General features: G+C 71.4%; 13 protein-coding genes. 10 read left to right on the top strand and 3 right to left on the bottom strand.

Translation table 11 applies throughout. The features are described 5' to 3' along the window. Positions 1 to 173: 173 nt before the first annotated feature. Entirely contained in the window at positions 174 to 359 is a 186-nt protein-coding gene (rpmB, locus tag ACFYM0_RS29645) for a 50S ribosomal protein L28 (protein WP_073911113.1), read from the bottom strand. Between the two features lie 243 nt (positions 360 to 602). On the opposite strand from rpmB, the gene ACFYM0_RS29650 reads away from it, so the two are divergent. From ACFYM0_RS29650 to mutM, 9 genes are all read left to right on the top strand, one after another. Next, positions 603 to 2,246, top strand: a complete 1,644-nt coding sequence (locus ACFYM0_RS29650) for a DAK2 domain-containing protein (protein WP_388506649.1) — start codon at positions 603 to 605, stop codon at positions 2,244 to 2,246. A 26-nt stretch (positions 2,247 to 2,272) separates the two neighbouring features. Beyond that, positions 2,273 to 4,501 (top strand): ATP-dependent DNA helicase RecG, encoded by a 2,229-nt coding sequence (gene recG / locus ACFYM0_RS29655; RefSeq protein WP_388506651.1) that lies wholly within the window; start codon positions 2,273 to 2,275, stop codon positions 4,499 to 4,501. Positions 4,502 to 4,563: 62 nt separating this feature from the next. Further along, a complete protein-coding gene (rsmD, locus tag ACFYM0_RS29660) occupies positions 4,564 to 5,142 on the top strand; it encodes a 16S rRNA (guanine(966)-N(2))-methyltransferase RsmD (RefSeq protein WP_388506653.1) in 579 nt (192 codons plus the stop codon). A 29-nt stretch (positions 5,143 to 5,171) separates the two neighbouring features. Then, positions 5,172 to 5,651, top strand: coding sequence for a pantetheine-phosphate adenylyltransferase (gene coaD, locus ACFYM0_RS29665; RefSeq protein WP_243337845.1), 480 nt, complete (start codon positions 5,172 to 5,174; stop codon positions 5,649 to 5,651). A gap of 117 nt (positions 5,652 to 5,768) precedes the next feature. Then, on the top strand, positions 5,769 to 6,803 hold the full coding sequence (locus ACFYM0_RS29670; RefSeq protein ID WP_388506655.1) for a cell division initiation protein: 1,035 nt from the start codon (positions 5,769 to 5,771) through the stop codon (positions 6,801 to 6,803). Between the two features lie 134 nt (positions 6,804 to 6,937). Continuing rightward, positions 6,938 to 7,603 carry a DUF177 domain-containing protein gene (locus tag ACFYM0_RS29675; RefSeq protein WP_266904102.1) on the top strand — a complete coding sequence of 222 codons (666 nt, stop codon included), beginning with the start codon at positions 6,938 to 6,940 and terminating at the stop codon, positions 7,601 to 7,603. Between the two features lie 2 nt (positions 7,604 to 7,605). After that, positions 7,606 to 7,779, top strand: coding sequence for a 50S ribosomal protein L32 (gene rpmF / locus ACFYM0_RS29680; RefSeq protein ID WP_003965982.1), 174 nt, complete (start codon positions 7,606 to 7,608; stop codon positions 7,777 to 7,779). A 19-nt stretch (positions 7,780 to 7,798) separates the two neighbouring features. Further along, a complete protein-coding gene (gene rnc, locus ACFYM0_RS29685; RefSeq protein WP_388506658.1) occupies positions 7,799 to 8,638 on the top strand; it encodes a ribonuclease III in 840 nt (279 codons plus the stop codon). A 200-nt stretch (positions 8,639 to 8,838) separates the two neighbouring features. Continuing rightward, a complete protein-coding gene (gene mutM / locus ACFYM0_RS29690; protein WP_327255138.1) occupies positions 8,839 to 9,708 on the top strand; it encodes a bifunctional DNA-formamidopyrimidine glycosylase/DNA-(apurinic or apyrimidinic site) lyase in 870 nt (289 codons plus the stop codon). Here the strand turns inward: mutM and ACFYM0_RS29695 are convergent. Next, a complete protein-coding gene (locus tag ACFYM0_RS29695; protein ID WP_388506660.1) occupies positions 9,663 to 10,103 on the bottom strand; it encodes a winged helix-turn-helix transcriptional regulator in 441 nt (146 codons plus the stop codon). The genes mutM and ACFYM0_RS29695 overlap by 46 nt on opposite strands. Positions 10,104 to 10,234: 131 nt before the next feature. On the opposite strand from ACFYM0_RS29695, the gene ACFYM0_RS29700 reads away from it, so the two are divergent. After that, positions 10,235 to 10,840, top strand: a complete 606-nt coding sequence (locus ACFYM0_RS29700) for a flavodoxin family protein (protein WP_388506662.1) — start codon at positions 10,235 to 10,237, stop codon at positions 10,838 to 10,840. Positions 10,841 to 10,990: 150 nt separating this feature from the next. Here the strand turns inward: ACFYM0_RS29700 and ACFYM0_RS29705 are convergent, their stop codons facing one another. After that, complete coding sequence (locus ACFYM0_RS29705) at positions 10,991 to 11,848, bottom strand: CAP domain-containing protein (RefSeq protein WP_388506664.1); 858 nt, start codon at positions 11,846 to 11,848, stop codon at positions 10,991 to 10,993. Between the last annotated feature and the right edge of the window lie 101 nt (positions 11,849 to 11,949).

Here is an 11,949-nt window from a genome sequence, read left to right on the forward strand (position 1 = left end):
TGCCGCAGCGCCGGTGCCGAAACGCCTGTAGGGCCTGCTCCACCCCGTGGGTTCACGGAGCGGAGCAGGCCCTACAGGTTTGATCATGTTCGATCAGGCAAAGCAAGAGGCCGGTCCACCAGGTGGACCGGCCTTCTCAGCAACCGGAAAGGGCTGCGCTACGACGGAAGGCGTCAGCGCGAGACCTTGCCGGCCTTGATGCACGAGGTGCAGGCGTTGAGGCGCTTCGGCGTCCCATTGACCACGGCACGGACACGCTGGATGTTCGGGTTCCAGCGACGCGAGGTGCGGCGGTGCGAGTGGGAAATGCTGTTGCCGAAGCTCGGCCCCTTGGCGCAAACGTCGCAGTTGGCAGCCACAGGTCACTCCAAAGACTTCAGATGCACTTACAGTGAATCCCGGCGCACCGGTATCAGGGATCTGAAGTGGTTTGCCGGGGGGAATGGCCCGACTCTCATCGGGCAACCGGAGCAGCATACAACGACTGCCTCGGTCCAAGAAAACTACCATGTCCACGGACGCCCCCGCCCCGGGGTCCCGCCCGCCCGGCAGTCCTTCGTTACCCTGCGGTGAACCCTGGCCCGCACAAGGAGGAACGCCCGGTGGCGCACCAGCCTCAGCCGTACCCCCTGAGCGTCGAAGCGGTACGCACCTGGAGCTCGCTGTCCCTGGCCGCACTGGGCCGGGCCCGCGAGGACATCGACGCGATCAACGTCTATCCCGTCGCCGACGCGGACACCGGCACCAACCTCTACCTGACCGCCGAATCGGCCGACCGCGAGCTCGCGGACCTCCTCGCCGGAGTGACGGACGGCACAGCCGCGGCCTCCCTCCCCGAGGCCGTACGGGCCTTCGCGCACGGCGCCCTGATAGGCGCCCGGGGCAACTCCGGGACGATCCTCGCGCAGCTGCTGCGCGGAGTGGCCGACGTACTCGGCGACGAGCCCGCCGGACGCGATCCCGCGCGGCTCCTCGCGCAGGCGCTGACCCGGGCCGCCGAGGAGGCCTACCGGGCCGTCGCGCACCCGGTGGAGGGCACCATGCTCACCGTCGCCACCGCCGCCGCCCGGGCCGCCGAGACCGCCGCCCGGGCCGCCGAGACCGCCGCCGACGTGGCCGAGGCCGCCTACGACGGAGCCCGCGCGGCCCTCGCCGAAACCCCGGGGCAACTCGCCGTGCTCGGGCGGGCCGGGGTGGTCGACGCCGGGGGCTGCGGGCTGGTCGCGGTACTCGGGGCCCTGTGGCAGGCGCTGTCCGGGCGGGAGCCGGCCCCCGAACCGGTACGCGGCCGGGCCGTGCCCGTACCGAGGCCGCAGGCGCCCTGCGCGGAGGAGCACGGCGGGCCCGCCTACGAGGTGATCTACCTGCTGGAGGCCGCCGAGACCGAGGTCGACCGGCTGCGCACCCGGCTCGACGCCCTCGGAGACTCCCTCGTGGTGGTCGGCGGAGACGGGCTGTGGAACGTCCACGTCCACGTCGACGACCCCGGCGCGGCCGTGGAGGCCGCGGTGGTCGCCGGGCGGCCGTACCGGATCCGCATCACGCACTTCGGCGACGAACGCCGCCGGGCCCGCGGCGAACGCTCCCAGCGCGCGGTCGTCGCCGTGGTCCAGGGCGAAGGACTGGCCGGGCTGTGCGGGGAGGCGGGCGCCACCACGGTGCTCGCCCGGCCCGGGGAACCGCCGGCCGCCGCCGAACTGGCCGACGCCATCCGCGAGGCGCACGCCCGCGAGGTCGTCCTGCTCCCGAACGGCGCCGAACTGCGGGCGGTCGCGGCAGCCGCCGCCCAGCAGGCGCGCGCCGAAGGCGTACGGGTCGCCGTGATCCCCACCCGCTCCGAGGTCCAGGGCCTGGCCGCGCTCGCCGTGCACGACCCGGACGGCACCTTCGACGAGGACGTGGTCGCCATGACGGCGGCCGCCGGAGCCACCCGCTACGGCGAACTCGCCGTCGCCGAACGGCAGTCCTTCACCTCGGCCGGCATCTGCCAGGCCGGCGACGTGCTCGGGCTCATCGACGGCGACGTGGCCGTCATCGGCACGGGCCTGGCCGAAACCGCCGAGGCCGTCCTGGCCCGCATGCTCGGATCCGGCGGCGAACTCGTCACCCTGGTCCTGGGCCCCGGCGCGCCCGGGGAACTCGCCGGACGGCTGGAGGCGTACGTCCAGCACGGCCACCTCGCCGTCGACACCGTCACCTACCAGGGCGGCCGCTGGTCCGCGCCGCTGCTCATCGGGGTGGAATAGCCGGGTTGTCGGCCCCATGGTGTGCAATGGAACACGTGCCCGCGCTCGACGAAGACCTCAAGAAGACCCTCGGCCCCGCCACCGCGAAGGTGCTGGCCGAGCAGCTCGGCCTGCACACGGCCCTTGACCTGCTCCACCACTACCCCCGGCGGTACGCGGAGCGCGGCGAGCTGACGTCGCTGGCCGAACTCGCCGACCAGATCGACGAACACGTCACGGTGGTCGCACAGGTCGCCGACGCCCGCCTGCTGACGTACCAGGGCAGCCGGGGCGGCGGAAAGCGCCTCGAAGTCACCATCACCGACGGCAGCGGACGGCTCCAGCTCGTCTTCTTCGGGTCGGGCGTCCACAAACCGCACAAGGAACTGCTGCCCGGCAGCCGCGCGATGTTCGCGGGCAAGGTCGGGATGTTCAACCACAAGCTCCAGCTCGCCCACCCCGCCTACGAGCCGCTCGGCGAGGACGCCTCCGACCGGGACGCGGCCGCCGCCTTCGCGAGCCAGCTCATCCCGATCTACCCGGCCTGCGCCAAGCTGGAGTCCTGGAAGATCGCCAAATGCGTGGACGCGGTGCTCCCCACGGCCCAGGAGGTCGTCGACCCGCTGCCGCCCGCCCTGCGCGAGGACCGCGGACTGGTCCCGCTCACCGAGGCCCTGCTGAAGATCCACCGCCCGGTCACCAAGGCCGACATCGAGGACGCCCGCGGGCGCCTGAAGTGGGACGAGGCCTTCGTCCTCCAGGTCGCCCTGGCCCGCCGCAGGCACGCCGACTCCCAGCTCCCGGCCGTACCCCGCCGCCCCACCCCCGGCGGCCTCCTCGAATCCTTCGACGCCAAGCTCCCCTTCACCCTCACCGAAGGCCAGCGGACCGTCTCGAAGGAGATCTTCGACGACCTCGCCACCAGCCACCCCATGCACCGCCTCCTCCAGGGCGAAGTCGGTTCGGGGAAGACAATGGTCGCCCTGCGGGCGATGCTCGCCGTCGTCGACTCCGGCGGACAGGCCGCCATGCTCGCCCCCACCGAGGTGCTCGCGCAGCAGCACCACCGGTCCATCACCGAGATGATGGGCGAGCTCGCCGAGGGGGGCATGCTCGGCGGCTCCGACCGGGGGACCAAGGTGGTCCTGCTCACCGGCTCGATGGGGGTGCCCGCCCGCCGCCGGGCACTGCTGGACCTGGTCACCGGCGAGGCCGGGCTCGTGATCGGCACGCACGCACTGATCGAGGACAAGGTGCAGTTCCACGACCTCGGCCTGGTCGTCGTCGACGAACAGCACCGCTTCGGCGTGGAACAGCGCGACGCCCTGCGCTCCAAGGGGAAGCAGCCCCCGCACCTGCTCGTCATGACCGCCACCCCGATCCCGCGCACGGTCGCCATGACCGTCTTCGGCGATCTGGAGACCTCCGTACTGGACCAGCTCCCCGCCGGCCGCTCCCCGATCGCCACCCACGTGGTGCCCGCCAAGGACAAGCCGCACTTCCTGGCCCGGGCCTGGGAGCGGGTCCGCGAGGAAGTGGAGAACGGCCACCAGGCGTACGTGGTCTGTCCGCGCATCGGCGACGGGGAGGACGAGAACGGCAAGGGAGCCAAGTCGGCATCGGCCAAGAAGAAGACGGCGGCCGAGGAGGACGGCGACAAGAGGCCCCCGCTCGCGGTGCTGGAGATCGCCGAGCAGCTCACCCGCGGCCCCCTCGCCGGACTGTCCGTCGAGGTGCTGCACGGGCGGATGGACCCCGCCGACAAGGACGACGTCATGCGCCGCTTCACCGCGGGCGAGGTCAAGGTGCTGGTCGCCACCACCGTCATCGAGGTCGGTGTGAACGTCCCGAACTCCACCGTCATGGTGATCATGGACGCGGACCGCTTCGGCGTCTCCCAGCTCCACCAGCTCCGCGGCCGCGTCGGCCGCGGCTCCGCCCCCGGACTGTGCCTGCTGGTCAGCGAGATGCACGAGGCCAGCCCCGCCCGCGCCCGGCTCGCGGCCGTCGCCGCCACCCTGGACGGCTTCGAGCTCTCCCGCATCGACCTGGAGCAGCGCCGCGAGGGCGACGTGCTCGGGCAGGCCCAGTCCGGCGTGCGCTCCTCACTGCGGATGCTCGCGGTCATCGAGGACGAGGAGGTCATCACCCAGGCCCGGGAGGAGGCCACCCGCGTGGTCGCCGAGGACCCCGAGCTCACGCGGCTGCCGGGCCTTCGGACCGCCCTGGACGCACTCCTGGACACCGAGCGGGAGCAGTACCTGGAGAAGGGGTGACGGGCACGACCTATCGTTGAAGGCCTGCACCACCCTCCGCCCCGCTCACCGAAGGACCCCAGATGACCCGCGTGATCGCCGGAACCGCCGGCGGGCGACGCCTCGCCGTACCGCCCGGCACCGGCACCCGCCCCACCTCGGACCGGATGCGCGAAGGCCTCTTCTCCACCTGGGAGTCGCTGCACGGAGTCGAGGGGGCCCGCGTCCTCGACCTCTACGCCGGTTCCGGCGCCGTCGGCCTGGAGGCGCTCTCCCGCGGCGCCGACCACGCGCTGCTGGTCGAGCCCGACGCCAAGGCCGCCAAGGCGATCAAGGACAACATCGCCTCCGTGGGCCTGCCCGGCGCCGAATTCCGGTCCGGCAAGGCCGAGCAGATCGCTGCCGGCGCCGCGCACGGGGACCCGTACGACGTGGTCTTCCTGGACCCGCCGTACGAGGTGGAGCACGCCGACCTGTGCGAGATCCTCCTCACACTCCGGTCCAATGGCTGGCTCACCGACGACGCGCTCGTCACCGTGGAGCGCAGGACCCGCAGCGGAGCCTTCCCGTGGCCGGACGGCTTCGAGCCGCTGCGCTCCAGGAAGTACGGCGAGGGCACCCTTTGGTACGGTCGCGCCGCCTCCATCAGCGAAGAGTCATGAAGCCCGCACCCGGGAACGAGGGAATGCAGTTGCGCCGCGCCGTCTGTCCGGGGTCGTTCGACCCCATCACCAACGGACACCTCGACATCATCGGCAGGGCCTCGCGGCTCTACGACGTGGTCCACGTCGCCGTGATGATCAACCAGTCCAAGCAGGGCCTCTTCACCGTGGAAGAGCGGATCGAGCTGATCCGCGAGGCGACCGCGGGCTACGGCAACATCGTGGTCGAGTCCTTCCACGGGCTCCTCGTCGACTTCTGCAAGCAGCGCGAGATCCCGGCCATCGTCAAGGGTCTGCGCGCGGTCAGCGACTTCGACTACGAGCTGCAGATGGCCCAGATGAACATGGGCCTGTCGGGCGTCGAGACGCTCTTCGTCCCGACCAACCCCACCTACAGCTTCCTGTCCTCCTCCCTGGTCAAGGAAGTGGCGGCCTGGGGCGGGGACGTGGCCCACCTGCTGCCCGCACACGTGCACGCGGCGCTGCTGGAGCGCCTGCCCCGGCGCTGACCGCGGCCGCCGGCGCCCCTGACCCGGAGTCAGCCGGTGTCGGCTCCCGGGCCGGTGGCCTTACAGTCGTCCCGTCCGTCTCGGGAACCGCCCGGGGCCGAGAGAGTGCGAGCACCCATGGACGTGCAGAAGAAGCTCGACGAGATCGTCGCGGCCGTCGGCAGCGCCCGGTCCATGCCCATGTCGGCCTCGTGCGTGATCAACCGCGCCGAGCTGCTCGCCCTGCTCGAAGAGGTGCGGGGCGCCCTGCCGGGCTCGCTCGCACAGGCCCAGGAGCTCATCGGCGGCCGGGAGCAGATGGTCGAGGAGGCCCGCCGCGAGGCCGACCGGATCATCGAGTCGGCGCACGCCCAGCGCGGTTCGCTGATCTCCGACACCGAAGTCGCCCGGCGCTCCCAGGACGAGGCGGACCGGATCCTGGCGGAGGCCCGCCGGGAGGCCGACGAGGTCAAGGCCGAGGCCGACGACTACGTCGACAGCAAGCTCGCGAACTTCGAGGTCGTGCTCACCAAGACCATCGGCTCGGTGGACCGGGGCCGCGAGAAGCTGCTCGGCCGGGGTGCCGGGCTCGACGAGCAGGGCTACCCCGACGCCGAAGCGCCCGAGCGCAGCCACGACCCCGAGACGCAGCGGCAGCAGGCGGACGCGTACGTGGACACCAAGCTGGCCACCTTCGAAGCGGTGCTCTCCAAGACCCTCGAGGCCGTCGGCCGGGGCCGGCAGAAGCTGCTGGGCCGCGTGGCCACCGACGACCTCGGCGCCCACATGGCCGCCCAGGACGCGGTGGGGCACCAGCAGTCGCGCTCCTCGAGCGACGCGGACTTCCTTGCCGGGCTGGCCGAGCCGCAGGCGCCGCTGATCCCCGCGCAGGCCCAGCCGGAGCCGCAGCCCTCGTACGACGCCTATGCCTACCAGCAGCCGGTCCAGCAGGACGCCTACGCCTACCAGGACCCGTACGCGGGCTACCAGCAGCAGGGGCAGCAGCCGGACCCGTACGCGGTCTCCTACGAGCAGCAGCCCGACCCCTACGGCGGCTACCAGCAGCCGCAGCAGGGGACGCAGGACCAGCAGGCGGCGCTCGACGAGACCAGCTTCTTCGACACGAGCATGATCAACCTGGACCAGCTGCGCCAGTACGAACAGGGCCGCTGAGCTCGCTTCCGAACCTGGATTGGGCTCAGGGCGAAGCGGCGGGTATCCTGGCTCTTCGGTCGCGCGTATGCACCGCGATCCATGCTGCCCTTGAGTGGCGGAAATCTTGATCTTCAGCAGTCTCCAGTGATTTTGTGAAAGCGGGAACAGCCCTGAACACCCACCTCGACCACCGCAACCCCCTCGTGTTCGACACGCACGAGCTGGGTCGGCGTCCTGGTGCCATGCTGCGGCTGTCCCGCGAGATCGCGGCGCCGGCGGACCTCGGTCTCGCCGGGGTCATCGGAGTGCCGGAAGGCAGCCGGCTGAACCTCAAGCTCCGCCTGGAGTCGGTCATGGAAGGGGTGCTTGTCACAGGCACCGCCCGTGGCTCGGCGACCGGGGAATGCGTAAGGTGTCTGGAGGCCGTCGAGTGTGAGCTCAAGGCGGACTTCCAGGAGATGTTCTCGTACCCTGACGCCGACGACCGGATCCGCTCCAAGGCGGAGCCGGCCGACGACGCCGAGGACGACGAGGACACGCTCTTTCTCGAGGACGGTTTGTTCGACCTCGAATCCGTGCTGCGCGATGTGGTGGTGCTCGCACTGCCGCTGCAGCCGGTGTGCCGGGAGGACTGTCTCGGACTGTGCCCCGATTGCGGGCTCAGCCTGAACGACGACCCGGACCACCACCATGACGCCGTCGACATCCGTTGGGCGGCACTGCAGGGACTCGTCACCGATCAGGGCGTCGAGAAGGACAATATGAGCGGCACTGCCTCCGACGGAGTTCAGAGCGCCGCCGAGAAGCAGGAGAAGTAGCCGTGGCTGTTCCGAAGCGGAAGATGTCGCGCAGCAACACGCGCCACCGCCGGTCGCAGTGGAAGGCTGCGGTCCCCACCCTGGTTTCGTGTGAGCGTTGCCAGGAGCCGAAGCTCCAGCACATTGCGTGCCCGAGCTGCGGCACCTACAACAAGCGCCAGGTCCTCGAGGTCTGAGCGGCTGGTGAGAGGCGCAATGTCTGAGCTGTCCAACGCTGAGAAGCAGGCAGTCAGTAACAACGCGGCCTCGTCCCACGTGCTTCTGGAAGGGCGGCTCGGGTATCGACTCGAGTCCGCCCTTCTGGTGCGTGCGCTGACCCACCGCTCGTACGCGTACGAGAACGGCGGTCTGCCCACCAACGAACGCCTGGAGTTCCTCGGGGACTCCGTGCTCGGCCTGGTGGTCACGGACACGCTGTACACGACCCACCCCGACCTGCCGGAAGGCCAACTGGCCAAACTGCGGGCCGCGGTAGTCAACTCGCGTGCACTGGCGGAGGTCAGCCGCGGCCTCCAACTCGGCTCCTTCATCCGGCTCGGCCGGGGCGAAGAGGGCACGGGTGGCCGGGACAAGGCCTCCATCCTCGCCGACACCCTTGAAGCGGTGATCGGCGCGGTCTACCTCGACCAGGGCCTCGACGCGGCCTCGGAGCTGGTTCACCGGCTCTTCGACCCGCTCATCGAGAAGTCCTCGAACCTCGGTGCCGGCCTGGACTGGAAGACCAGTCTCCAGGAGCTCACGGCGGCCGAGGGTCTGGGCGTTCCCGAATACCTGGTCACCGAGACCGGCCCGGACCATGAGAAGACCTTCACCGCCGCCGCGCGCGTCGGTGGAATCTCCTACGGCTCCGGTGTCGGACGCAGCAAGAAGGAAGCGGAACAGCAGGCGGCCGAGTCCGCGTGGCGCGGTATCAGTACCGCGGCGGGCTCCGAGTCCGGCGCCGCTCCGGCCGAGGTCCAGGCTCCGGCCGCGACCGAGGCTCCGGCCGAGGCCGACGGGGCGACGACCCCCGCCGACCCGGCGCCCGAAGCCTGACCCGTTCTTCCGGGAACTCCCCGCCCCGCCACCTGCTCCGGCAGGAGGCGGGGCGGACCCGTTTCCGGGCGCGTGCCCCGCAGGCGCGGGCCCGGGCAGGGCGCGGGGGAGGGCGGAAAGTCGGGGAGGGGGACGAGCCCCGCGGGGCAAGTCGGTACGCTCGCGGGAGAAAGCCCGACCGAACCCTCCGGAGGAACACCGTGCCCGAGCTGCCCGAGGTCGAAGTGGTGCGGCGCGGGCTGGAACGCTGGGTGGCCGGGCGGACCGTCACGGCCGTCGAGGTGCTGCATCCGCGCGCCGTACGCCGGCACGAGGGCGGCGGCGCCGATTTCGCGGCGCGGCTCACGGGGGAGACCTTCGGGGTGCCGCAGCGGCGCGGCAAGTACCTGTGGCTGCCGCTGGAGGAGCGCGAGCACTCCGTGCTCGGGCACCTCGGGATGAGCGGGCAGCTCCTCGTGCAGCCCGAGGGGGCCCCCGACGAGAAGCACCTGCGCATCCGGGTGCGGTTCGGGGACGACGCCGGGACCGAGCTGCGCTTCGTCGACCAGCGGACCTTCGGCGGACTCTCGCTGCACCCCTGCGTTCCCGACAGCCGGGACGGGCTGCCCGACGTCATCGCGCACATCGCGCGCGACCCCCTGGACCCGCTGTTCGACGAGGCGGCCTACCATCTGGCGCTGCGCGCCAAGCGCACCACGGTGAAGCGGGCGCTGCTCGACCAGTCGCTGATCAGCGGGGTCGGCAACATCTACGCGGACGAGTCGCTCTGGCGCGCCAAGCTGCACTACGAGCGCCCCACGGCCACGCTCACGCGCCCCCGGAGCACGGAACTCCTCGGCCACGTCCGTGACGTCATGAACGAGGCCCTCGCCGTCGGCGGCACCAGCTTCGACAGCCTCTACGTCAACGTCAACGGCGAGTCCGGCTACTTCGACCGTTCCCTCGACGCCTACGGGCGGGAGGACGAGCCCTGCCGGCGCTGCGGCACTCCGATGCGGCGCCGGCCCTGGATGAACCGGTCGAGCTACTTCTGCCCGCGCTGCCAGCGGCCCTCGCGCGTGGCGTCGTAGGCGGACCTGGAAGAGAGCACCGCGGGCATGCTGCCCTCCAGCAGCCCGATGAGCGCGTCCACGCGCTGTGCGACCTCGGCGCCGAACGGGGTCAGCTCGTAGTCGACGCGGGGCGGGTTGGTGGGCTGGGCCTCCCGGTTGACGATGCCGTCGCGCTCCAGCGCGTGCAGGGTCTGGGAGAGCATTTTCTCGCTTATGCCGTCCACCCGGCGGCGCAGCTCGTTGAACCGGCACGGCCCCTTGGACAGGGCACCGACCGTGAGGCTGCCCCAGCGACCCGTGACGTGCTCCAGCGTCTCGCGGGACGGGCACGCGCGAGCGAACACATCGAAGGCCTCGGAGGCCTGTTCGGGCGCGCCGTCGTCCCCGGCCTCGCCACACCCTGGAGTCTGCATGATTTCAGCCTACTACTGTGCAGCGCCAGCCATCCAGCTTGCGCTTTCGAAAAGTTAGTGCTTTCCTCGGGGTAGTTACCAAGCCGCGCAACGCCGTGACCCACCACGGTGTTTTCCGAGGGAGACCCGCCTTGTCTGCAGCCACTTACACCCCTGTCGTCTCGATCGCCTACCACTCCGGCTACGGCCACACCGCTGTGATCGCCGAGGCCGTCAAGGCCGGCGCCCTCGACGCCGGTGCGACCGTGCACCTGATCAAGGTCGACGAGATCGACGACGCGCAGTGGGAGCTCCTGACCGCGTCCGACGCGATCGTCTTCGGCGCTCCGACCTACATGGGCACCGCCTCCGGCGCCTTCCACGTCTTCGCCGAGGCCACCTCGAAGATCTGGTTCGCGGGCGGCTGGCAGGACAAGGTCGCCGCGGGCTTCACCAACTCCGGCTCCAAGTCCGGCGACAAGGGCAACACCCTCGACTACTTCCAGACCCTGGCCTCGCAGCACGGCATGAGCTGGGTCAACCTGGGCCTGAAGCCGGGCTGGAACTCCAGCACCGGCTCCGAGAACGACATCAACCGCCTGGGCTTCTTCGACGGCGCCGCCGCCCAGTCCAACGGTGACCAGGGTCCCGAGTTCGTCCACAAGGCCGACATCGCCACCGCCGAGCACCTCGGCGGCCGCGTCACCCAGCAGACCCGTGTCCTGCTCGCCGGCCGCGCCGCCCTGGCGTCCGTCTGACGGGTCCGACGGGCCCGACGGGTCCGGCGTACGGCCCGGGCACCGGGCGCCGCCCGCCCGGCGGGGGCACGGTACGGAGAAACGGGCGGGGGCACGGTCGGGCGCGGCGATATCCGCCGCGCGCGACCGTGCCCCCGCCCGTTTCCGCTGTCAGAAACCGAAGTCCTGGGTCCACCAGGGGCCGCCGGCGGCGTCGTACATACCGACGCCCAGGGTGCGGAACTCGCAGTTGAGGATGTTGGCCTTGTGGCCCGGGCTGTTCATCCAGCCCTCCATCACGGCCGCCGCGTCGCCCTGGCCCCGGGCGATGTTCTCGCCGCCCATCCCCGATATGCCGGCCTTGGTGGCACGGTCCCACGGGGTGTTGCCGTCGGGGTCCGTGTGGTCGAAGAAGCCCCGGACGGCCATGTCCTTGCTGAACGCTCCGGCCAGCGCCGCCAGCGGCGGGTTCGCCCGGACCGGACCGCAGCCGGCCTGTGCGCGCTCCTGGTTCACCAGGGTGAGTACGGCCGCCTCCTCGGCGGAGTGACCGGCCGAGGTGGGCGGGGCCTTCGGAGCCGCAGGGGCGGAGGTCTTCGGCGCGGAGGGCTTCGGCTTCACCGGGGTCGGGGTGGGGCTCGCCTGCGGGGTCTTCGCCGGCTCCGTGGAGGGGGACGGGGACGGGCTGGCCGACGGGGACGGCGAGGCGGAGGGGGTGGGGGAGGCGGAGGAGGGGCGGGCGCTCGCTCCCGCGGAGGCCCGGCCGGAGAGGTTGGCGAGGCCGCCCTGCTGCTCCAGCGCGCTCTCGGGGCTCGGCGAGGCCTGGGCCTTGGCCTCCGCGGTCTTCGCGTCGGAGCTCGCGGCCGTGACCCCTACGTAGGGGAAGGAGGAACCGACCGGGACGACGCCCGTGGTGACGGCCGCCGTGCCGAGGACGACGGCCACGGACGCGCCGAGCAGGCCGCCTCGCAGGGCGGCGCGGCGCTTGCCGCCGGGGCGCGGCGCGGCGTGGAGTCGGTGGCGTCCCATCGCGGCTCACCTTCCTGTGGTTCGGGTTCAGCAGTTCAAGATCAACCTTTACTCACCCAAATGGGTGAGCTCATTGCTGCGCGACTGTACGCCATGGCGAC

Origin of the sequence: Streptomyces sp. NPDC006487, assembly GCF_042870555.1 — a bacterium.
GTDB lineage: Bacteria > Actinomycetota > Actinomycetes > Streptomycetales > Streptomycetaceae > Streptomyces.